The sequence below is a fragment of the Guptibacillus hwajinpoensis genome (assembly GCF_020171785.1).
Classification (GTDB): Bacteria; Bacillota; Bacilli; order Bacillales; family Guptibacillaceae; genus Guptibacillus; species Guptibacillus sedimenti.
The window spans coordinates 59900-82690 of record NZ_JAIVAE010000016.1; the positions used below are offsets into that span (position 1 = coordinate 59900).

Below are 22791 nucleotides of genomic sequence, written 5' to 3' on the forward strand. Positions count from 1 at the left end.
ATGAGATTTTTTGGATGATTGTTTTTTTAACAGAGCTTTAGGCAATACTACATTAAACTTCAGATAGTCATAATAAAAAAAAGACGAGATATCATCTCGCCTTCCTCTCAAAATGCTCATGCAACCGATACTCACAAATCTCTTTCGTCCAGTTATAAAGCAACTCGTTCTCTTCCTTATTATCCAATTCCAAATCAAACGAAAAAGTCCCATCATCAAATACAACCAATCCCTTAGAACTGCCACTCCACTTCGTCATAGGCATTCTCGCAATTAAACTTGCGACTTTGCTCTCATCATATTCCCACATCGCTCGAGACCCTTTATCAGAGAAATCGATTTTCCTTCGATACTCTTTTTCAGTCAAATACTGATGAAAATAGGGAGCGACTTCTTTTGGAGTGACAGATGCTAACCAATTCTCCATTCCCCTACTTAACATGTAATGAAGAACGATCATCTTGTAGCTTTTTGCCATTCCGGTTCGTTCAACTTCCTTAACCCAGCTTTCATAATCTCTATATACTTTTTCCTCAAAAGGAGCTAACTCACCTGCCCACTGCAGAAATCCTGGATAAGAGCCGAATTCCTGTCGATACTCTCGACTATTTTCTCTGCCATACAAATGAAGTTCTAAATAACTTGGACGTCTTCCAAGCTCTAACTTCAAATCTTGATACCCATTAAATAGCTTCTCTTTTCTTGGCTGCCTCTTCTTTTTCAGTTCCTTAAGTAGATCAACCACTTTAAGATCAAGATTCAATTCACAATTTGCGGGCACAACTGGTTCAACTGTTTTCTTCTTACCTGATTGCTCTGGTGAAGTATCAAATAACGAAAGCTTAATATCCGCATTTCGATAGTTTCCGATCAAATCGATGATATTGCAGTATTCTTTTCCATTATGTAGTCTAAGACCTCTCCCAACCTGTTGCGTGAAGATCGTTAATGATTCAGTTGGTCTTGCGAATAAAAGTGTATCAACCGGAGGAATATCTACCCCCTCATTAAATAGGTCGACAGTAAAGATAATAGCGACATCACCATTTGTTAATGCATCAATCGCATCTTTTCTCGAGTAGTTCCGTGACTTTGAATTCAAGCTTATCGCTTTGTATCCTTTGTCATTAAAATACTCTGCTAGAAAATTCGCTTGTACAATCGATGAGCAAAACCCAAGTGAACGTGACTGCTTGTGTTCTACCCATGCACGAAGGATTTTGTCCGCTACTTCATCTTTTAACTGTGCTGCTAGTAGCTCTTCTTGATCGTACTTATTCCCAAGCCAAGTAACCTTTGAATAATCCGTTTCATCATAAACACCAAAATACCGAAAAGGCGTTAACCAATCGTTCTGAATAGCCTCAATAAAATGCATTTGATACGCCACATTACCGCCGCATATCCCATAAACATCTTTACTATCCATTCGATCCGGTGTAGCTGTAATTCCAAGTAAGAACGCCGGTTTGAAATAATCGATAATTCCCTGATACGAATTCGCTGCAGCATGATGAAACTCATCTACTACAATTAAATCAAATTCATCTGGGCTAAATTGCTTTAGATTCTTTTCCTGACCAATTGTAAAAACAGAAGCAAACAGCATGTCAGCCTTATCTTTCACACGTCCATTGTAAATTCCAGTAGAGCGATCAGGAAGGACATGCTGAAATGAGTTCTTAGCCTGATACAAAATCTCCTCTCGGTGCGCAACAAAAAGGACACGTTTAAAAGAACGTGCAAAAAATCCAGCCAGATAGGTTTTCCCGATTCCAGTCGGTAGGACAACCATCGCCCTGGTGTAACCTTCTTCCAAGGTTGCTTCGAGAGCTTCCAAAGCTTCAAGTTGAGCTTGTCTCGGCTCAAGAACACTTTCAGATTCAATTCCGTACGGCAATCTACTTTCGTGAATTGTATTCGTTTGATCTGGAGTACCAACCGTCATTTCCACTTCTTCTAACTTGCTCCACTTTTGCAGGAGATCTGGGTACTTTTCATGATAATGCTCATAACGCTCTTTATATAACTGAATGGATTCTTCATTCAATGGAATAGTATTGTCATGATAAAACGTATGTAAAAATAAATCTTCCGCTTCCTGGTATGTTGATGGTGAGCTGCTTTCAGGTAAGAACAGGTTCCACTCCACACCACTCGTTAGAGCCGATCGTGATAGATTAGACGAACCAACTAGGAAAGAACCCGTCTCCGACTCACTTCCGAACAAGTATGCTTTTGGATGAAAGGATCGGCCGTTGCTTTGAAATAAGCGCAGTTCAATGCCTTCCAGTTCTAGTAACCTTTGAAGTGCCACAGGTTGTGTGACGAATAAATAATCACCTGCACATAGCTTAACCGTCTTTCTTCTCGCTAATGCCAATTCCAAATGATGATAAAGAAGCTCTACCCCTGACTTCATTACAAATGAAGTCAGGATATAAATCGAATCAGCTGACTCAATTTCTCGTACAAGGTGATCAATTAATTTATCTGTAACTAGTTGAATCTTACTCATCTTCTACATCTATCAGATAAATCTTTTCTTCAAACCCACCACGCTTCTCTTTCTTCTCTTTTCGTACCTGTTCAAGTTCTTCATAGGAAGAATGATGTACCGTCGTAAGCGCATGGATCAATTCTAGGATATCCGCTAGTTCCTCAATGGAATGGCTATCTCCATCTGCTTCAAGGTACTCTTGAAGCTCTTCTTTTAATTTTGATTGAAGTTCTTCCTTATATTCAAAGTCATTTAACGTTGTAATATTAAAATCTTTTCCAGTCGCTTTGATGATCTCTGGGATACGGTCTCTGATTAGCTTGTTGTAAGTTGGCATGGTCATCCACCTTTCGCAATTTGATATAATTCAATGATAATATAGATGGAGTAATTATGATTAAGGAGTTGCTAACAAATCATGAAAAAAGTCAAAGTCGTCGGTGCGGTAATTCGCAACAAACAAGATGAATTCCTTTGTGCTCTTCGCTCTCCCACGATGTCTCTACCAAATTTATGGGAGTTTCCAGGGGGGAAGATTGAGGAAGGGGAAACACCTGAACAAACGTTAATACGCGAAATTGAGGAAGAACTAGACTGTGAAATTTCGGTTCAAGAAAAAGTAGAAGAAGTTCTTCATGAATACCCTAACGTCATTGTTAATCTACTTACATATGAATCAACTATTATTAACGGTGAACCCAAAGCAAAAGAACACGCTAAGTTGGAGTGGGTTTCAAAGAATGATTTACGTTCTCTTGAATGGGCTCCCGCTGATATTCCAACAATCGATAAGCTGTTATCGAATTAAATCAATAAATAAATCCTCTGGCACGGGATGATGAAGCTTCCACTTAATACTCATCGGCTTGTCCCCATGACTTGAAACATAGTCGATCTCCCCTAAGTAGGTAAAAGGCAACGTTATCTCGTGCATTTTATTAAACTTCCTTACAAACAAGTGAATGTGAATGCCTTTTTCCTTATGGTTAATATATGCTTGTCCAACAGATGAACTGTGCGACGTTTGGTTCTGGCTTTGCCAATGGAAGTGACGCTGATCGATAAAATAATCCTTATAGTGAAGGTGATTCGATACGGCTTCATCTTTGTTTAAGTTTATGAAAAGCAAATAGTGGTTTCCAACTCGACTTACACCCTCACGCCAAGTTCCTTCCTGGACACCCGCTTGAAACAAAAAGATCAAATCATTTCGCGAATAGTTTTGATAACGAATCACACGCTCGCCTTCTCCCAGAAAACGATCTGGTTTAAACGTACGACGAAACTCCACAATTCCATATTCTATCCGTTCTATGAATTTTTCATGAACAAAATCAATCGATAAGGCTTCAGATAAGCGTTTATCTATCCTAAAGCCTTCATTTTCAATAATGCCAATCACATGCTTGTGCTTTTTATATCCCTGAGTTAACTTCAGCATTGCATCATGAATTAAGCTACGATGTTTTTCTTCATCCGGTAGAATACCGAAACGACGCTGGATAATACGAAAAACATCTGACTGATGAACAACAGGAACCTCATTTGCAGCCTCCAAAATGGCTAACTCATACGGCCACTTTATTGGATACATATTCTCCATTCGCTCAAACAGCTCATTTACCTGTTCATTTTCTAAAATAACTTCATCTACTTTAGAAAGATCCTTCATTTTTTTCTTCGTTTTCACCCAAGACCCTAATCTCTTTACAAAGAAATGCAAGTTCGGGGCACTCTCAGAATAAAGAAAGTCAATTACCTCTGGGGATCTTCCAAGTTCTCGCTTAAACTGCGCATAAATACTTGTTAGCATCGCAAGCAAATCCATTCGAATACTATCGATCTTTTCTAAAATACGCTTTTGAGAAACTTGGTCAAGGTCAACATATGACGCGCCAGGTAGATCAGCAAACTCATGCTGAACAGCAATTCGAAGTGAATCCTTATCAAACGCACGTGAATTGGTCTCACCAGCAAGCGCCAAAGGAACGATAAACGACTTTTGATAGTTTCCAATAAAGTCGAGTATAGTGACAAACTCTTTCCCTTCGACCTTTCGCAAACCTCTTCCAAGCTGCTGAATAAACACCGTAGAGGATTCAGTTGGTCTTAGAAATAAGATCAGGTTGAGTCGAGGAATATCTATTCCTTCGTTAAAAATATTCACTGAGAAAATCATTTGCAGCGGATCTTCGTTATCTTCAAGCTGCTGAACAACCTGTCCTCTATATTCAGGAGAATCATTTCCTGTGAGCACCGTCGTTACATAACCTAAACGGTTAAACGATTCGCTCATAAACATCGCATGCTCAATCGTTGCACAAAAGCCTAACCCAATAAGCAGCTCCCCATCAAACCCATAACGCTTGATCATCTCATGGACATAATCGACACGCTCATTTGTCTTTAGCGCTTTTACAAGTTGGCGTTCATCTAATAATCCATTTCGCAACCCTATTTCATTGTAATCCACCGTATCATCTGCTAACCCAAAGTAATGAAAAGGTGCCAGTAATTCCGCTTCAAGAGCATCGCGTAATCGTATTTCATACACTACATTGTAATCACAAAGTGCAAGCACATCCCGACCATCCATTCGTTCAGGTGTTGCTGTTAACCCTAGCAAAAAGGTTGGTTCAAAATAGTGAAGGATCTTCAAATAGGTTGGTGCTTCAGCATGATGAAATTCATCAACAATAATGTAATCAAATTCATTCGGATGAAAATGATGTAGCACCTGTTCAGAATGAAGTGACTGAACCGTACTAAATAAAAACGGTTTATGTATGTCTTTTTCTTTTCCAGTTAACTTCCCACATAAATGAGTATTGTTAAACACCTGTTCAAACGTATCCTTCGCGTTGTCGAGTAACTCTTCCCGATGTGCGAGAAAAAGCATACGCTTAGGTTTCAATTCAAATACATCAAAGGCAGACAAATAGGTTTTTCCCGTTCCTGTTGCTGCAATCACAACGCCTTTACGATTGCCATTCTCTCGTGTTTGCTTTAGAGCTTGTAACGCCTTCTTCTGCATTTCATTTGGTTCAATGTCAGGATGAGGTGAGTAAGAGACGTTACTTTCTGCCACTTGTGAAATTTGGAACGACGGCCGAATGACAGGCTTCGTTTCCTTTTCATCTAAATGTTGCTCATACCGTTCAAGCAATTCTTCTGTTAATATGTGTGATCTCTCATCATCCCATGCCTTCTGAAACTTTTCCATTGCCTGTTTATAGATTGGTAAATAGCTAGAGTCAGGAACTTTCACATTCCATTCATGCCCATTAATTAAGGCAGCATGAGATAAATTCGAAGAACCAATGATTGCCGTATGTAATCCAGAAGCACGTTCAAACAAGTAGGCTTTCGTGTGAAATGACTCTCTTCCAGAATCAAATACGCGCACTTCTACGTTTGAAAATTCAAGCAGCTTTCGTAGTGCCTTTGCTTCTGTAACGTTCATATAAAGTGATGTTAGAATTCTCACCTTAATACCACGTTGTTGCAACTCCGTTAACGGTCGAATTAGCAGTTGCAACCCAGACATTCGAATAAAGCTCACCATAAAGGACACCGAATCAGCTGTTAGCATCTCAAACTTCAATGATTTAAATAAGTTCTTCATCTTCTGCTTTTCGTTTGAGATCAGTTCTATTGAAGATAAGTGTTGGTTTTCTAGCTCAGGGATCTCTTGGTTGTCATATCGATAAAGAATGTTTGATAATGGTAGGGTGAAATCATCACGTTTATCACCAACAAGCTGGAGAACTTGGTGAGTAAATTTAATTGCCTCCTCTAACTTTCCATCTTCCAATAATCTCTCGAATTTTTGTCCGATTGCTAGAGCGCTTTTATGGATGAGAGCATCTGAGTATTCGATTGGTGGTAGCGGGGAATGCTTTTGGTTTGTGGGGTAGCGTTTGTTCGTTTGTTTTAGTTCCTCATATGTTCCTTTTTTTGTCATGGTATCATTCCTTGAATCTAATTTATTAGGGATTGACTAACTTTTTTACCACGCTTTTTGTCTGTTAACAGTTTTTCGAAATATTTAGTATACTCCGACTCTCCGCTATACGAAATCATTAAATATTCAATCGCCCTTGTCATTCCTATATACATAAGAGCGGCCTCCCTGTTCTTGTCTTCTTCAAGAGCAAAAGGCATATTATCAGCATTCACAATAAAAACAGCCTGAAAATCAAGACCCTTACTACTATCAAAAGTTGAAAGTTTTACAGTACCATCGTCTTTCTGATAAAGCCGCTTAGACTCTTGGTTTTCTGTTACCCATGTGTAAGGGATAGACTGTTCATCAAAAACCTTTTTCAATGTTTCTACAATACCAACTTTATATGTTCGTTTAACTCTATATAATATCAGCATTTCATCATAAGGCACTTTCTTTTCTTCATGGAGTTTTTTCATGGTTTTGGCTACATAATTTGCCTCTTCTGACCAGTTAGTGAATCGTATAAGTGCTGGTTCAGGACCTTTCCTTCTTGTACTTTGGGGAGGAATGATTTCCTGACCCTCTATTTGTCCTGACACCACTTTTTTTGTTTCTGAATGTTTCTGATAAAAATCCCATGCAAACTGAATAATTTGTGATGTATTTCGATAGTTTATCTGCAAGATTTTAGAACGGCCTCTAAAATCAAGTCCTGTATGCTGTAACAAATTCCGACCTCGTTGATAGATCGTTTGAGCACGGTCTTCAACTAACAACATAGAAGAAGTTTCTTTTTTCAGTAAGAGACTAATAAGCCTAAGCCAGTCAGATTCAAAATCCTGCCCTTCATCAATTAGCACCGCATCATATTTTGGTAATACTGCTTCACCTTTCTCAATCTTATCTATAAAGATTGGGAGTTTGGCCTCAGAAATATACAAATCTTTTTTTAGCCACTCATGGAAGTTCCTCACTGTAATTCCATCAAATCTATCCTCAGGTGTATTTGCAGCCTCAAATAAATCAGTTGGTTCTTCCATTTTGGCACGTACCATCGCCTCAATCGATCTAGAGAGTGATATATTGTAGCAAAGTATTAAAATCTTCCAATCTGGATTTTGTTGCTTAATTAACCTTGCTCTACTTGCCAAAATTAGAGTCTTTCCACTCCCTGCAACTCCTCTAATTAATCGATTGCCTTCTCCAATTTGCTTTGCTAATTTTTCTTGGTGAAGATCCATGGTCTCAAGATTATGTAGAGATAGAAGAAGTTGGTCACGATAAGGCGCTGGTTCTCGATACTCACGACTAATGCGGACTTCAGGAAATAGATGATAACGAATTGCCTTAATCTCTTGTATGGTAAGTGGTTCTTTTAATCGAAACGGGATTGTAAACATGCTAAACAGCTTTTCAATTAATTGTTCTTCGGAAAATCCGTCCTGCTCAGGGTCAACCTCATCTCGTGTTAATAAAAAAATAGGGTCAATGACTTCATATAAGTCACTACTGATACACTGCGTTTGAGTGAGACGAGTAAACACTGTACCGTACCCGCACGGAAATTTCAGTTTTCCAAGATATTTACCTTCTTGATGTGTTAAATTTCCGTCTTTCTTTAATAGATTTTGAATATCAAACATATAATCTCTTGCCTGTTTTAGGGGTGACTTCACCGTAATCATGCCATTCGTTGTACTGTTAATAACCCACTCATCATGATTTAAATGATGAAGTGTTTTAAGTGTATAATCTTTTACCTCTAGTACAAGCAAACCTAAATAGGGTCCAATGATTAAAAAATCTGGGCGTTTACCGTTTATGTCAGGTTCATAATAAACAATGTAATCATCATCTAAAAATTCTTTAAGGGTTTGAAAAAGCACTCGCTCTCCCTTAGTGGCACTGCTCCTTATAGTATCAGGAACTGTTATAGCCATAGTATTTCCTCCTCTCCCGAAACAACAGGTATAATATGGTATTATATCATTTATTGGATTTAACTGATTCTTTTATGTAAAAAAACAGAGGTATATTGAAGACTAAAGAAAAGTAAATTTAACTTTAAATAGTTTTCTTATATACTAATTTGCTATTCTAGTTAATAATGTCTAATTTCCTTAAAATAAAAATAGCCTTCGCTCAGAAGGCTATCACTTATAAGATTTTCAATCTTACCTATTTGAATAATGACTCTTCCACATCCCCGTTCGCTCAATCTGTTTCTGCATCCGATCAACAGACACTGGCACATCAAGAAACAATCCATTAAGAAAATGAATACCAGAAGATGTTTTTGTTAAGCTTCTTGCCCAACGAATATGTTGAAACATGACCCATACACACTCCAGGTTTTCAGGTGACTCTGAAGGCAGAGCGAAAATGTTCCAATAAGGGTTTAGCACCACTGGCGTTGATTGAACATAATTGAGGTGATGTACGGTTGCCTGGCGTCTTCCTTCATACGTACTCCCACCCTGCAAACAGGCATCTTCAATTAACTCAATTGGGGATTTTTCTGTTAGGTAAACACCGTTTTCTTCATACACTCTCGTTCCATACTCTACTGGGTAGCTGTAATGTTAAAATTCATCCCAAAATAAAATTAAGACCTATGGTAGAACTCCTTATTGACTACACCCATTTTTTGTAAGAATATAAAAATAAAACACTGGGGGTTACTACTGTTGAGATATGCGCTACATACAATCGATAACGAATTAGAATACCTTCCTTATAAAGTGAATAAAGAGGATGTTTCAAATTATAAGCAACTTGCTAATAAAGGAATCTATCAATGTCCTGATTGTAAAGCTAATCTAATAGTAAAATATGGGGAAGAGCGAGGAATGTATTTCTCACATTTACATTCCGAAGCTTGTATGGAATCGAAACAAACCGATCGAGCTTTGACAAGATACAATAAACAAAACCAACGTGAAACGAAAAAACACCGAGCAATCATGGACATCGTCTACGATGAACTAAATGCTCAGTCTAAAATCAATCGCCATCTATCCGTTGAATTTGGTTTCAGAGCCAAGCCAAACTTTAAGGTTATTCCAGATATCCTATTAACGATTGATCAAAAAGAGATCGCTCTTTCCTTTATCACTAACGTCAACCCCAGCAAAGATGAAAGTTTAGCAAAAGAAATCATTAAACGGCATCATTACTTTATAGAGCAAAATTTGTTCCCGATCTGGTTTATTGAACGAAAAGAACTCGCTATTGAGAAAGAAAAAAATAGTATTGTTCTTTGGGAAGCGGAGCATACGATTGCATCATACACTAGTGAAGATAGAGAATGGGAAAACTTATTAAAAGAACTTCGCCCAAATCCAAACTTTTTTAAACTTTACAATTATCCTTTGTCTCCTCGACTAAACAAATTGGAAACCGGTAGTCTGTACTACCTTTATGATGAAAACGACAAAATCATTGTAAATATCAAAAGGTTCTTGAAGGATCATAATAATAGACCTTATCGAGCTTTTTTATTACATGAAGGGTATAGTCTATCACTAGCAGATGCACTTTCAGTAACCCCTGAAAATAAACTTCTACTTTGTGATCCTCATCAAGAGTTATCTAACAGAAAAACTTTCTTAGACAACCACTTGGAATTACAAAAACTCGAAGAAGATAGAAATAAGAATAACAAGCAATCAACACCAACTGTTTTAATCTCAACTTCAAAGAATAAAAAAATAAGTAGCAGTAAGAAAACTAAGATGAGCAATGACTTACTTTATGAACTATTACGAGTAAGAATCAAAATAAATTCCCATGAGAAGAACCTCATACAAGATTATTTAGAAGCAACAGGAATGGAACCTATTGAAGTTTGGAAAATAGTAGAATTATATAAATGTAAATCGTACAAAGAATTAGAAAACAGATTAATAGGTAAGAAAGTTATTGATTAAAGGTATGAAAATGCTTAACTAAAAATCAAACTTACTTCGAGAGATTTGAAACAAAAGTAAGGATTCTATTATTTCAAAAAGACTCCCTGAAAATAATGGGAGTTTTATTCGTTTTATGAAAATAAAAAAATGCCTATTTCTTCCCACTCACATTCCACTCAGGACGGTAAGCCCTTATTAACTCCAACTCTAGCGTTTTTATTTCTTCATCCTCTGTCATCGGTAGCAAGTAAAGAGATATCTCATTCACCTTTTGTTCTTTTGTGATCTGGGCATTAAGATGACAGTTTGTAGCTTGTCCATCTTTGAAGCAATTCTTTGGATGAATGACGCCGTAACCCTGGTTTATTCTTTTTCCGAACTGATCTAAACAGCGACCAATGTATTTAACCTTCCCTGCAGTCACATATGCATAAAGACCTTTTAACTGCTTATCTTCTTCACTTTCCATTAGAAACCGACCATATTCAAGATCCCCATACTGATTCAAGAATTTTTTATAGTATTGATCGCCTTTATTTTTTAAGTCTAATAAAAAATCTCCAATCTGCATTGTTAAGGAAGTCGGGTATTTCTCCCTTGTTTCACCATCCAGATTGCTATAGCGGTTATGTACTAGCGTTTCTTCCACTGTAAGGTTATTCTTCCTAGCAAAGAGATTTGTTTCACCTGTCGTGACAAATTTTAGTGCTGTATAGAAAAACCTATAGGACGCACTCGGAGTAGTTAAGTCGAGCTCATTTGCTACTTTACCTTTTGTCTTTTTAGTGAATGTTACTGATTCACCTAATTTCAGACTCTCTACCATATAGGCAACTTCAAGCCAGGCTCTTGCATGGGAATGAGTTTTCATTTCGTTTGCCCACCAAGCTGAATAAGTAGATGCTGACTTCGGTAAGTCAAAACCGAGGATGTGTTCTATCTCTTTAAACGTTAAGTTCACGCTCCCCATTTCTAAAGATCTATTTTTCAAGAAATCCTGTAACGGTGCGTACTTTCCTCTTTCACTAGAAATACTCAATATGAAAAGCCTCCGTTTCTTGTTCTCCTTATTTTCCTAAAACCGGTAATCGTAAATAGATTCGATTCGATTCGATTGGATTAGCTAAAATACCTTCGAATCGTTTCCTTCATTCCCTCTTTGTTCTCTGCAAACTGCCGATGACGATGGCCATTTCCTCCCGAAGGATGTGGAAAACCGTTTACGATTGAGTTAGCTGAAATCAAGTTGTTTTCAGCTAGATGCATCAGTACTTTCGTTACATTAACACCTAAAGGCACAATCAACGGATCGTTTAACTTTTCTAACTCGATCGGTAGATAGTTCAAGGCATATCGATGTAATACTTCCGTTTTTAAAATATTTGGCGTTGAGCCACTGAAGTTCTTTCCTTTATAAAATACTGGATATGGAAGAACAGAAGTCGTTTGGACGAGATGACTGGCGGGACCAAACAGTTCACTTGTAGACTCCAGATTTAAGTAGGTATGTAGTTCCAATTCATCTAACATCGTAATCAAGTTTTTCCTCATCGGACCTTCAAAACTGGAATGATTTTTCACCTTTTGTAAAACTTCTTCATCTCCAGTTTCTATACCATTGTTATTCCAAACCGTTTCGAATGATTTCTTCATCTGATGAAGTCCAGGAGTAATTCCGACTATCACGATTTTCGCATGTTCATTCACATGTTCGAACGGAGCATAATACATTTCCAAGTTCTTTTTCTCGTCTCGTTCTAGTAAGAATGTTTCCGTCATTAGCTCTTCCCCGTTAGTTGGATCCGTTAGGGATTGAATCGATTCTTTAAAGCTTGTGAATTTTGAATAGGTCGCAATGGCCATGATTAAACCTCCGATATTTTCTTTCTCTTCCTCTATATTACTATTTTATGGATATAAGCAAAAGGTTACATAGGGAAACACGTAACTATTAAATCGATTCACGCTAAAAAAGACATAGAGAAGCTCCCACTCCTCTACGCCTTTCCATTTATCAATCTATGATCTTCTACCTACCACCGAGCCGTCAACATCTTCCGTCTCGTATAAAACTCCACCCCATCTGACCCATTCGCATGAAGATCACCATAGAAGGAATTTTTCCACCCTGAGAATGGGAAGAAAGCCATCGGTGCTGGAACGCCGATATTTACCCCGAGCATGCCGACTTCGATGTTTTCTCTGAAGTAGCGAACGTTGCTGCCGCTTTGGGTGAAGAGGCAGGCGCCGTTTCCGAAGTCGGATTCATTGGTGAGCTCGATTGCTTCTTCTAGGTTTTTCACTCGTACAATGGATAGAACGGGAGCGAAGATTTCGTCCTTCCAGATTTGCATGGACGTGTTCACGTGATCAAAGATCGTTGGCCCAATGAAGTAGCCTTTGTCATTGTACGCTTCATCGTTTCTTCCGTCTCGGACAAGCGTCGCGCCTTCTTCCTGCCCTTTTTGGATGTAGCTTTCCGTTCTTTCTTTGTGCTCTTTACGGATGACGGGTCCTAGGAATACATCCTCATCCAGTCCGTTTCCGATTTTAATTTCATCCGCTTTTTCGTTCAGCTTTTGAAGCAATGGTTCGACAACATCGTCTACCGCGACAACGACCGAGCAGGCCATGCAGCGCTCTCCTGCTGATCCGTAGGAAGCGGCAATAATTTCTTTCACCGCTGCATCAAGATCCGCGTCTGCCATGACGATGGAATGGTTTTTCGCACCGGCTAGGGCCTGAACGCGTTTGCCGTTCGCTGCACCAGTTTTATACACGTATTCTGCGACAGGCTGTGAGCCGACGAAGGAAATTGCTGGCACGTCTTTGTGCTCCAATAGGCCGTTTACGACATCATGGGCACCGTGAACGATATTAAGGACGCCGTCTGGAAGACCGGCTTCTTTAAACAGTTCCGCTAGTCGGTTCGCAAGTAGCGGCGTGCGTTCGGATGGTTTAAGAACGAACGTATTTCCCATCGCGATCGCAAGTGGGAACATCCAGCATGGCACCATCATTGGAAAGTTAAACGGTGTAATGCCACCGACGACGCCGACGGGATAGCGGTACATGCCGGATTCTAGATTTGTCGCAATATCCGGAAGCTGTTTCCCCATCATTAAGGAAGGCGCACCGGCAGCGAATTCCACGCACTCGATTCCGCGCTGTACCTCGCCCTGCGCTTCTTTAAAGCTTTTTCCATTTTCCTGTGTGAGCAATCGCGCCAGCTCGTCCCAGTTATCGACGAGGAGCTGCTGGTATTTAAACAGAATGCGAGCCCGCTTTGGTACGGGGGTTTTGCTCCACGTTTTGAAGGTTGCCTTTGCAACTTTTACTGCTTCATCAAGATCTTCTCTTGATGAGATCGGTACCTGTGCGAGTTCTTCACCCGTTGCTGGGTTTGGTACAGATTGAAATTGATCGGTTTTTGCGTCTACCCATTCACCGTTAATGTAGTTTTGTAGCGTGTTTGTTGTTGTCGTTGCCATGTTAAAGTCCCCTTCCTTTTTATACACTTTTTAGAAAATCGAATATAGAATGACTGCCAGGATCAAGGCGATCGTCGGCAGGATAACGCTAAGTAAAAAGATCGGTCCGTAAGAACGCTTATGTGTTTCACCGCAAATCGCACGGATCGTGGTCACCACATATCCGTTATGTGGGAGCGAATCAAGTCCACCTGAAGCAAGGGCTGAAATACGGTGCATCGCGCCAGGATCTAAGTTCCCCATCCCTAAATAAATCGGGGATAAAATCGGAAGTGCGATTCCAAGACCACCGGACGCTGAGCCCGTTAGCCCACAAATAAGTGTAACTGCGATCGCAAGTCCCATCAGTGGTGGACCCGGAATATTCACAAGTCCATCAACCACGGTTTGAAAAGCAGCGACCTGTGCCGCCACGCTACCAAAGCCAACTACGGCGCAAGTATTCGCAGCAGCTATTAACGCATCATGCGTTCCTTTTGCGAGCGGGTTCCAGAATTCTTGTAAGTATGGAAGCATAATCACACACGCTAAAGCAATACCGGAAGCGAGCGAAATGAGTGCGGCCCCGGTTGACGAGATAAAATTGGACAGCGTATTTAACGAGACGATGACCGTGACGAGTGGCAAGATCGCTAAAATAACATTCGGCAACTGCTTTTGCTCTGGTTCTGGCTCAGGTTCAGTCTCCACCTGCTTCAATTCGGCTGTTGCAGCGATTTCATTTGAGGCTTTTGAAGTCTCGTTAGGCAATGAAAAAGCTTCCCCATTTCGCACCGCTTTTTTCACCATTTTTCCTAACAACCATCCACCAGTCAGCATGATCAAGATGGCAATGAGAATGCCGATGAACCCACCAGCCGTTGGTTTCGTTCCAAAGTACTCGGTTGGAATCAGGTTCTGGATTTCTGGTGATCCCGGTGCTGTCATCGTAAAGGAAATGGAGCCGAAGACGAGCGCTGCAGGGATAAAGCGGTGTGGCAGGTTCGCTAATTTAAAGAGAGAGACGGCAATGGGATAAACCGCGAAGCCGACAACGAATAAGCTAACGCCGCCGTATGTCATGATGGCTGCAGCCGCAACGACCGCAAAGACAGAGCGAGAAGGACCGAGCGTATTCTTGATCCAATTCGCAATACTATCTGCCGCTTTCGTTTCCTGCATCACTTTTCCAAAGATGGCGCCTAATAAGAAGATGAGAAACCATGAAGCAAAGTACGACGTGAATCCTGTCATGTAATAATCGGTTAACGCTGTTTCTAGATTTAGACCTCCAGTAAGGGCAACGAGCACGGCGCAAAGAATCGCCGCTATGATGATGTTGATCCCTTTCATCGTTAAATAAATGAGGAGGCCTAATGATAAGATTAAACCCAGCATGCCTAGCATGTTCTTCCCTCCTTGTACCCTCTAAGCCAGTTATTGAACCTTGTGCTCGCTACGAAATTGGTAGTCATAGCAAGTCAGATAAAGTTCTTCTAATTCTGCTTGAGTAGGGACACGAGGGTTATGGCTTGGACTCCCACTATCAAGCGCATCCGCCGCCATCTTAGAAACGGAACGGTGAAAGGCTTCTTGCTCAATGCCCCACGATTTCAAATTGGGAATGTTTAACGTGCGACAAAGTTCTTGAACGGAAGCCACCGCTTGTTCAGCTGCTTCTTCATCAGTAAGAGTGGCACTGCTCGGTTGAAAAATGCGTCCGATATCGGCAAGGCGCTTCTGACAGGCACCCTTACTAAATTCAAGAACAGCAGGTAAGAGCATCGCGTTGGAATAGCCATGTGGCACATGGAACAGTGCCCCGATTGGTCGCGACATTCCGTGAACGAGACAAACGGATGCATTGGTAAACGACATGCCTGCTTGTAACGCCGCTAAGCTCATCGCTTCTCTCGCTTCAAGGTTGTCACCATTGAAGTAAGCGTTCTCAATATTTTGGGCAATGAGCTGAATCGCCGATAGCGCAAATGTATCCGTCATCGGATGAGATCTCTTAGATAAGTACGATTCAATCGCATGACTCAGCGCATCAACGCCTGTCGCAGCCGTTACATGCTGTGGTGAGGAGATCGATAATAATGGGTCAACAATCGCGACAGCTGGCATGAAAGCTGGCTGCTTCACCATCATTTTCACATCATTAGATGTATTTGTAATGACCGTCACATCTGTCGCTTCCGAGCCCGTTCCTGCTGTTGTAGGGATTGCGATATGCGGAATTGGAGTATGCTCAGCGACTTTCTTGTTAAGCCGGTAATCGGCTAAGTCACCACCGTTTGTGGCAAGAACCACGATCGCTTTTGCTGTATCAATACAGCTTCCACCCCCAAGCGAGATCACGACATCAGACTGACTCTCTTTTAAAAGGGCTAACGATTCTGCCACATACTGATCAGTCGGTTCTGACTCTACTCCTGTATAAACCTCACTTTCAACCCCCTTTTCCTTTAAGTAATCCTGACATTCACTCACATAGCCGAGACTAGACATCACCTGATCGCTTATAATGAGTGCTTTACCTCCACGAATGGAAGCTTCCACTCCAATTTGTTTAAATGACTCTCGACCATATAAAATCGTTTGCGGCGTTCGAAAAACGGCATAGGTTTCCACCTGGCTATCACTCCTTCATTCTGACTTACTTATCTATAGAAGCAAGATCCGTGCCAAGTTTAACAAGCGCTACATCAAGCATTTTTGCGCTACTGATTGTAGTGCCTACACTACAGTTGTCGATTTTATGTAGTGATTCTCCTACACATTACTTAGGAGATGTCGAGACTTTTTAACTTTTGATAAAGCGTAGTCCGATGAATCCCCAGGCGTTCTGCTGCTTTCGTTTTATTGCCACCTGCATCTTTTATCGCTTGAACGATAGTTTCCTTTTCTCGATCCTTCCCAACTCGTTTCGCTTCGTCTAATAAGCTGTGGGGTTTTTCATCAGGAATTTGATTTTCACGATCTTCCTTCACGCTAAAAAGTCCATTGAGGTGGTCTTTCCCAATAACCGGCTCATCAATAAGCGTAACTACACGTTCAATCGTATTCACCAGTTCACGAATATTCCCTTTCCACTCTGAATGCGTAAGAGTAGATAGAGCTTCATGGGTAAATCGTTTTGTTTGGACACGATACTTCTCACAAATCTCTTTCGCATAGTAAGACAGGAGAATTGGAATATCCTGCTTTCGTTCCCGGAGAGCCGGGACATGGAGGCGAATGATATTTAATCGATAAAACAGATCTTCACGAAACGTCCCTTTTTCGACGAGCTCCTTTAGATGTTGATTCGTTGCCGCGATCACTCTTACATTGGTTTGGTATTTCTTGACGCCACCAACCCGCTCAGCTTCTTTTTCTTGGAGCACACGAAGAAGTTTTGTTTGCATAGCTAGCGGAAGTTCTGCAATTTCGTCCAAGAAAATCGTACCGTTATTCGCCAGCTCAAATTTCCCGGGCTTTCCTCCTTTCTTGGCTCCTGAGAATGCGCCTTCTTCATATCCGAATAATTCTGATTCAAACAAATGCTCAGGAATAGCCGCACAGTTCACGCTAATCATGGGGCCTGTCGCAAAAGGACTGAGATGGTGGATACTTTTCGCAAACATTTCTTTCCCCGTGCCACTTTCACCGGTAATGAGCACGGTCGCCGCTGTTCTGGCTGCTCTTCTAGCAAGTCGTTTCGTAGCTTTAATCTCTTCACTTACACCAATAATTTGATCAAGCGTTATGGCATTCTCTTTCTTTTTTCCAACTTGTTTCGTGCCTCGTTCAGGCTCCTCTGCATCCGTATCTTTAAGTCGTTCATAAATTTTATAGATTTCCGAAATCCCTTCAAAGATAAGCATTCCGATGGCGCCGATCACAGCGCCATTTTTCACAATCGGAATGCGATGAACGACCATTTCATGGCCCTGGATTGTTTGGAGTACACCACGCTCGGCTAGCCCTGTTTTCACGGTCATATGAAGCTCTGTATTATCAATCACTTCAGTCACATGCCGTCCAATTGCATTTTCTTTCTCGATCCCAGTAAAACGGCTGTACGCTTCGTTAAACTCCTGAATCGTTCCGTTTTCATCTACAACAGCAATCCCTTCATACGCACTTTCGAGCACGGTGTTCAACGCCTCTGCCGTATGCTGTTTTTGCTTAAGCTTTGAGATATATTTTGAAAACCCATCCGTTATATCTCCTTTTGATAACAAGCCAATTAATTTCCCTTCTGAATCAAGGACAGGCAGTTCATTGTATGGTAATGAAATAACCTCCAAGATGGAATCTTCAGGATGTACCACCGCGAAGTTTCGTTTAAAAAGATCCCGACCTACCTTAACGTCCCTACTGTTATGAAGAAAATAAGATAGCACTTGCCTCAACGTGATCGTTCCAAGAAAATGATGATCGTCATCTACAATCGGCAATGTATTTAATTTATAGCTGATCATCCATTCACCAGCCTCCTGAATTGACTGTTCCGATTTGATGCAAAGAGGTTCCGGCGTCATCCAATTCTTCACATAGAGAATCGGTTCTACATCTGATAGATCATTATTCGTTTCAACGAGGTCATTGATCGACATAAGTTAACCCTCCAATATGATGGTAATATGATGGTGCCTGTCACCACCCGTTATTTAGCGAATGCTGTCGAAATAAGCGTTTGAGCGTAAGTCTGCCCCTAATTACTTTCGATAGGCATAACAAAAGGACCTCCCTTTAATGAGACGTCCTTCTGTTCACCTTACCTTTATACTGTCATGTAACATTTCATACATCATCTTCATCTTGATTAACTTCAACTCATTCTCCTCAAACCGCTGCACCAACGCTTTATTTGCCTGACCATCAAAGTTATGTTCAATCTGGTTAAGAATTGCTTTGTGTCGTTCACTAAGCGAACCGACCGCGTAGCAATGTTCTAAATGAGTGTTTAATAGATTTGCTTCCGCTTCTAGAGCACTTTTAATCTGTGTTCTTAGGGCATCCTTCTGCCGCTGCCTTTCCCAGTAATCATTCCACCAGTCAAAATCAAAGTCCATTTCTTCACCTCTTCTCTTTAAGATTCGTAACGTAGCCATTGTGCGAGGTATTGATCGGCTCGCATCAAGTCTTGACTCATACGCTCCATGTTGTAAGCAATATCCGCTGTATCCTGATGCGTATCACCAAGTGAAGCCATTAAGCTATCGAACATCTGGATATCAAATAACATTGGCACCCCGTCTACTGGCGCTTTCGTAAACTCGTGAAAGTAGCTCTCCACGTCTGATGCATTTAATTTATCGAATTGCCCGCTTCCTACCGAATTGATGTATTTGCTTTTCATATCGCGCATGGTGTTCATGTACACATCAAGGAATTCGAGCAGCGCCTGTTTCGTTGCTTCAATTTGCTCCTCACTCTGCTTCATTTCTTGTACATAACTTTCCATTAAGGCTTCTTGGATTTGGATATGAAAGTCTGAGACACCGCTGTTTTTCAGTGCGAGTGGGGATAGGTTGAGTTGACTTTGAAAGCTTTCGTCGAAAAGAGATTCTGGAAGAAAATATCCTTCATCATTGTACATACCATCAGAACGATAATTTTTAATTCCATGTGTTTCAAGCCAGGGCATGCTACTATCGGCAGGGTCTCCCATGTAATAAACCGAGCCTACAGACTCTTTATAATAAGTTCCAACCATATCATCAGGAAATGTATAACTAATGACATTGTCTTTGTACTCTCCATTGATGGCTCTTTGTTGTTGCTCGGGCGTTAACAATGAATAAATGTCTGCAGCTGCAAACGTTACGGCATTGGAATCGTGGTTGACCGCAAAATACTGAGCTAACCCCCCACCTAGTGAGTGACCGACAAAGGTGATGTTTTTGGCTCCATACTTATCAACATAGTGATCCACTTTTTCTTCCGCTTCCGTAAATTGATTCTTATGTATATATGAAATAGTGCCAGCTTTTGCATCCAGTTCAGCTCGACCACTTGCTAGACTCGCATCCTGAGAAGGGGTACCTAAATAGGCTGTTGTCCCATACCTCTTTTTGGTATAATTGGAATTGCCTAAAACGATTCCTTCTAAGTCTTCTGTAACATCTTTATTCGATTCAGCAATTTCTGATTGACTAATAGTGGTTTTTTCATATACGAGATTACCATTTTCAATGCTTGCTTCACCGGATGCTAACATCGCGTCTTGTGAAGGAGATCCGACATACTTAGACTTAACTTCAGTTGTAACTGAAGTGGGCATTTCTGTGCCACGAAAGCTGATGACGATTTCGTTTGAATGAAGCTTTTGTAATACATAACCTTGTAGTCCTGTTTCCTCATCGATTATAGTATCAATAGGATACCATGTTACTCTTTCTCCATTAATGTTTATTGGAATACTCTTTAGATCGTCTTTGTATGTAAGTCTAGATATTTCGACAGCTTCGTAATCAACTAAATTTTTCATATTAATAAACTCCTTAATGAATTGATAAAGAGGTGATTTTATTGAAGAAAATAAATGGTATTATTTTGCTTTCAATTATACTATTAGGAGGGTGTAATGTGAACTCATCCAATCAAACTTATGATAATAACACAATTGAAAAAGCAAGAGAAAGTGTTGAAAGCTATTTTAGAAATAATTATGATAACGTAGAAAAAATAAAGTTTAGTGAAGACACTGATGATCCAATGGGTGGTTTAATGATAAACGGCACTATTAATGGCGCTGATTTTTCAGCAAGTGTAAACCCTGAAGATTTCACTGTGAATAGTGTAGGTGAAACAGAAGGATTTCCTGAAGTGAAAAAAGAATGCCAAGAAAAAGTTTGTGATTATTAACAGGAAGCTAATAAAATACTTTTAATTAGAAATATCGAATCTGCAATTGCAACGCAGTCGACTTTTTAATCGAGTAAAAACGATTTGTAATTGAAATTATCGAGTGCCCGTCATCACTAGGTAAATATCCCTCTTATGTAAATACAAATTATATAAACTAATAATTTTAAAATTTCTCATTCCACTAAAATTCAAAAACCCCGCTCCAACTAAATTGGAACGGGGCACCACTTTCTACACCTTCTCACCCAACTTCTTCTGACTCTCCTCCCTCACATCCTTAAACGCCTTTAGCATAACCGACACCGCAATAATTCCAACATAATCGGCACCTTTATCAAATGCCTTCTGTGCACTTTCCGCATCGCCAGCAACTGTTCCGATCTTATAATGGTTCTCTCTAGCAATCTCGTATAAACCATCGACGACCTTTTGAACTTCTGGATGCTTCGGTCCCTCTTCTTTGTAGTTCATATTAACTAAAAGATCCGTTGTTCCGAGGAAGGCAAGGTCGATCCCGTCTACGTCCATAATTTCCTTAAAGATTGTTGCTGCTTCCATCGTTTCAATGTGTGGAATCACGAGAATGTGCTCGTCTGATTGATCAAGAAATGCTTTTCCTTTAACTGTCCCGAACCGGGCTGCTCGGTGTGAGTAGGCTGCCCCTCTTGTTCCAAGCGGAGGGAACTTGGCCATTTCGACAGCTCGCTCTGCATCTTCTTTTCTGTTAACCATTGGAACCTGTATGCCGAGAGCGCCACGATCAAGTGCTTTTTGAATACTGGAAGGGTCATAAGATACGCGAACGATCGGTACAGGTGAATCGTCCCGAAAAACATCTAATAAATCATAGCCCAAGAAATGAATTATAGTATATGTTTTCCTTCAATAGGATTCCTTCCCTTACTGGCTGGATTTATTGCATCAGCAAGAATGAAAAAAACTTTACAGGTATCCTCTACAAATGGAGATAACGCTTAGATAAATCCCATTCAATCATTACTATCAGAAAAGTAGGCAACCATGAAAAACGTCTTGATGCATCAAGACGCTTTTCATGACCGATCGTAAACCGAACCGATGTCTTAAGGTTATAAAAATGATGGATGGACTGATTCAGCCAAAGCAGCGTCTAGCGGACAAGTTGATCCTCCTTCAAATCCACATACACCATGCCGTTTTGCTGTACCTCTGCATAGAACACTTCAGTAGGAGAAGTAGCACCTGATAGTAGTACTTGTCTCAGTGTGATCGTTCCGAGAAAATGATGATCATCATCCACAATCGGTAATGCTTCTATTTTATGGCTGATCATCCATTCACCAGCCTCCTGGATCGACTATTCTGATTTGATGCATAGAGGTCCCGTCGTCATCCAATTCTTCACATACAGAATCAGTTCCACATTCGATAGATCTTTATTCGTTTCAATTAGATCATTGTTCGACATAAGTTAGCCCTCCATTATAATAGTGCCTATCACCACCCGTTTTAACATCTTATTAGAAGCGGTGTGTAATAGTAAAAAAAGGAAGGAAGATTTTTGGTGGCTTTTACTGACTGCGATGAATAAAAATGTTTTAGACGAGGTAATATATAATAAGATAGAAGAATTAGTAATCGGAGGTGATGACCTAATGAAGGATGTTATGCAACATTGGCACAAAATGAGCAAAGAAGAAGCCGAACGTTACTGGCAGGAAGGATTAGGTCAGGAAATGGCCTATTATGATGCTAATATTAAGAAAGATATAGAGATAGAAATCAAAGAAAACCAACTCAATAAATTAATCCAAAATGGCAAGTTATCAAAGGATGAAATAAGAAACATTATTGATCTGGATCCAGAAGTTTTTGAAATTCTTTATAACAGAAATAAAAAGTAAGATGAATATTATTAGATCAAACCGCGCAAATACTTTACATTGTGCGGTTTTTTGTATCTGCCTTTAACAATTCTAATTTCGCGAGTTCGCGAGTGCATGTGGTCAAGCCCCCTAAATATGGACACAGGCAAAATCCGAAATTCTAACTCGCTTTTTTATAGTCTTTATAGAAAGCTGACGGTGAAGCGAATCCAAGTTTTTGTTGGATTCGCTTTGT

General features: G+C 40.3%; 18 protein-coding genes and 1 pseudogene. 4 read left to right on the forward strand and 15 right to left on the reverse strand.

The genetic code is table 11. The features are described 5' to 3' along the window. Positions 1-91: 91 nt before the first annotated feature. Positions 92-2518 carry a DEAD/DEAH box helicase family protein gene (locus LCL91_RS19725; RefSeq protein WP_224885001.1) on the reverse strand — a complete coding sequence of 809 codons (2427 nt, stop codon included), beginning with the start codon at positions 2516-2518 and terminating at the stop codon, positions 92-94. Continuing rightward, complete coding sequence (locus LCL91_RS19730; protein ID WP_098442767.1) at positions 2511-2837, reverse strand: nucleoside triphosphate pyrophosphohydrolase; 327 nt, start codon at positions 2835-2837, stop codon at positions 2511-2513. The genes LCL91_RS19725 and LCL91_RS19730 overlap by 8 nt, the downstream gene beginning before the upstream one ends. A 78-nt stretch (positions 2838-2915) precedes the next feature. Between LCL91_RS19730 and mutT the strand changes: the two genes are divergently transcribed. Continuing rightward, complete coding sequence (mutT, locus tag LCL91_RS19735) at positions 2916-3308, forward strand: 8-oxo-dGTP diphosphatase MutT (protein ID WP_224885033.1); 393 nt, start codon at positions 2916-2918, stop codon at positions 3306-3308. Here mutT and LCL91_RS19740 read toward each other — a convergent pair. The 3 genes and pseudogenes from LCL91_RS19740 to LCL91_RS19750 form a co-directional block, all read right to left on the reverse strand. Beyond that, entirely contained in the window at positions 3297-6464 is a 3168-nt protein-coding gene (locus LCL91_RS19740; protein ID WP_224885004.1) for a DUF3427 domain-containing protein, read from the reverse strand. The two genes, mutT and LCL91_RS19740, sit on opposite strands and share 12 nt — an antisense overlap. 17 nt (positions 6465-6481) lie before the next feature. After that, positions 6482-8389, reverse strand: a complete 1908-nt coding sequence (locus LCL91_RS19745; RefSeq protein ID WP_224885006.1) for a 3'-5' exonuclease — start codon at positions 8387-8389, stop codon at positions 6482-6484. 234 nt (positions 8390-8623) lie between these two features. Beyond that, positions 8624-9004 (reverse strand): annotated as a pseudogene (locus LCL91_RS19750) (competence protein ComK); the annotation flags it as partial. Positions 9005-9136: 132 nt separating this feature from the next. On the opposite strand from LCL91_RS19750, the gene LCL91_RS19755 reads away from it, so the two are divergent. Further along, positions 9137-10378, forward strand: coding sequence for a competence protein CoiA family protein (locus LCL91_RS19755; protein WP_224885010.1), 1242 nt, complete (start codon positions 9137-9139; stop codon positions 10376-10378). Between the two features lie 133 nt (positions 10379-10511). Here the strand turns inward: LCL91_RS19755 and LCL91_RS19760 are convergent, their stop codons facing one another. The 8 genes from LCL91_RS19760 to LCL91_RS19795 form a co-directional block, all read right to left on the reverse strand. Beyond that, on the reverse strand, positions 10512-11399 hold the full coding sequence (locus LCL91_RS19760) for a DUF7662 domain-containing protein (RefSeq protein WP_224885012.1): 888 nt from the start codon (positions 11397-11399) through the stop codon (positions 10512-10514). Between the two features lie 80 nt (positions 11400-11479). Then, positions 11480-12223 (reverse strand): hypothetical protein, encoded by a 744-nt coding sequence (locus tag LCL91_RS19765; RefSeq protein WP_224885013.1) that lies wholly within the window; start codon positions 12221-12223, stop codon positions 11480-11482. Positions 12224-12393: 170 nt separating this feature from the next. After that, on the reverse strand, positions 12394-13851 hold the full coding sequence (locus tag LCL91_RS19770; protein ID WP_224885015.1) for a CoA-acylating methylmalonate-semialdehyde dehydrogenase: 1458 nt from the start codon (positions 13849-13851) through the stop codon (positions 12394-12396). 30 nt (positions 13852-13881) lie between these two features. Further along, positions 13882-15237 carry a GntP family permease gene (locus LCL91_RS19775; RefSeq protein WP_224885017.1) on the reverse strand — a complete coding sequence of 452 codons (1356 nt, stop codon included), beginning with the start codon at positions 15235-15237 and terminating at the stop codon, positions 13882-13884. A gap of 30 nt (positions 15238-15267) precedes the next feature. Further along, positions 15268-16464, reverse strand: coding sequence for an iron-containing alcohol dehydrogenase (locus tag LCL91_RS19780; protein ID WP_224885019.1), 1197 nt, complete (start codon positions 16462-16464; stop codon positions 15268-15270). 152 nt (positions 16465-16616) lie between these two features. After that, entirely contained in the window at positions 16617-18434 is a 1818-nt protein-coding gene (locus tag LCL91_RS19785) for a sigma 54-interacting transcriptional regulator (protein ID WP_224885021.1), read from the reverse strand. A 156-nt stretch (positions 18435-18590) separates the two neighbouring features. Continuing rightward, positions 18591-18893, reverse strand: a complete 303-nt coding sequence (locus LCL91_RS19790) for a hypothetical protein (protein ID WP_194220748.1) — start codon at positions 18891-18893, stop codon at positions 18591-18593. 17 nt (positions 18894-18910) lie between these two features. Continuing rightward, on the reverse strand, positions 18911-20311 hold the full coding sequence (locus LCL91_RS19795) for an alpha/beta hydrolase (protein ID WP_224885023.1): 1401 nt from the start codon (positions 20309-20311) through the stop codon (positions 18911-18913). 41 nt (positions 20312-20352) lie between these two features. Here LCL91_RS19795 and LCL91_RS19800 point away from each other — a divergent pair, with 41 nt between their 5' ends. Continuing rightward, positions 20353-20688 (forward strand): DUF1433 domain-containing protein, encoded by a 336-nt coding sequence (locus LCL91_RS19800; protein ID WP_224885025.1) that lies wholly within the window; start codon positions 20353-20355, stop codon positions 20686-20688. 234 nt (positions 20689-20922) lie between these two features. Here LCL91_RS19800 and LCL91_RS19805 read toward each other — a convergent pair whose 3' ends face one another. Next, positions 20923-21546: an HpcH/HpaI aldolase family protein gene (locus LCL91_RS19805; RefSeq protein ID WP_224885027.1), complete on the reverse strand. Its 624-nt coding sequence runs from the start codon at positions 21544-21546 to the stop codon at positions 20923-20925. Between the two features lie 274 nt (positions 21547-21820). Next, positions 21821-22003 (reverse strand): hypothetical protein, encoded by a 183-nt coding sequence (locus tag LCL91_RS19810; RefSeq protein ID WP_425589704.1) that lies wholly within the window; start codon positions 22001-22003, stop codon positions 21821-21823. Between the two features lie 322 nt (positions 22004-22325). On the opposite strand from LCL91_RS19810, the gene LCL91_RS19815 reads away from it, so the two are divergent. Next, positions 22326-22574, forward strand: a complete 249-nt coding sequence (locus LCL91_RS19815; RefSeq protein WP_224885029.1) for a hypothetical protein — start codon at positions 22326-22328, stop codon at positions 22572-22574. The last annotated feature ends 217 nt before the right edge of the window (positions 22575-22791 follow it).

What these genes read in the sequence shown, in the direction of transcription:
- LCL91_RS19785 (WP_224885021.1), bottom strand. Translation starts at nt 18,434, where the DNA reads ATGTCGATCAATGACCTCGTTGAAACGAATAATGATCTATCAGATGTA.
- LCL91_RS19790 (WP_194220748.1), bottom strand. Translation starts at nt 18,893, where the DNA reads ATGGACTTTGATTTTGACTGGTGGAATGATTACTGGGAAAGGCAGCGG.
- LCL91_RS19795 (WP_224885023.1), bottom strand. Translation starts at nt 20,311, where the DNA reads ATGAAAAATTTAGTTGATTACGAAGCTGTCGAAATATCTAGACTTACA.
- LCL91_RS19745 (WP_224885006.1), bottom strand. Translation starts at nt 8,389, where the DNA reads ATGGCTATAACAGTTCCTGATACTATAAGGAGCAGTGCCACTAAGGGA.
- LCL91_RS19815 (WP_224885029.1), top strand. Translation starts at nt 22,326, where the DNA reads ATGAAGGATGTTATGCAACATTGGCACAAAATGAGCAAAGAAGAAGCC.
- LCL91_RS19740 (WP_224885004.1), bottom strand. Translation starts at nt 6,464, where the DNA reads ATGACAAAAAAAGGAACATATGAGGAACTAAAACAAACGAACAAACGC.
- LCL91_RS19770 (WP_224885015.1), bottom strand. Translation starts at nt 13,851, where the DNA reads ATGGCAACGACAACAACAAACACGCTACAAAACTACATTAACGGTGAA.
- LCL91_RS19730 (WP_098442767.1), bottom strand. Translation starts at nt 2,837, where the DNA reads ATGCCAACTTACAACAAGCTAATCAGAGACCGTATCCCAGAGATCATC.
- LCL91_RS19810 (WP_425589704.1), bottom strand. Translation starts at nt 22,003, where the DNA reads ATGATCAGCCATAAAATAGAAGCATTACCGATTGTGGATGATGATCAT.
- LCL91_RS19725 (WP_224885001.1), bottom strand. Translation starts at nt 2,518, where the DNA reads ATGAGTAAGATTCAACTAGTTACAGATAAATTAATTGATCACCTTGTA.
- LCL91_RS19775 (WP_224885017.1), bottom strand. Translation starts at nt 15,237, where the DNA reads ATGCTAGGCATGCTGGGTTTAATCTTATCATTAGGCCTCCTCATTTAT.
- LCL91_RS19765 (WP_224885013.1), bottom strand. Translation starts at nt 12,223, where the DNA reads ATGGCCATTGCGACCTATTCAAAATTCACAAGCTTTAAAGAATCGATT.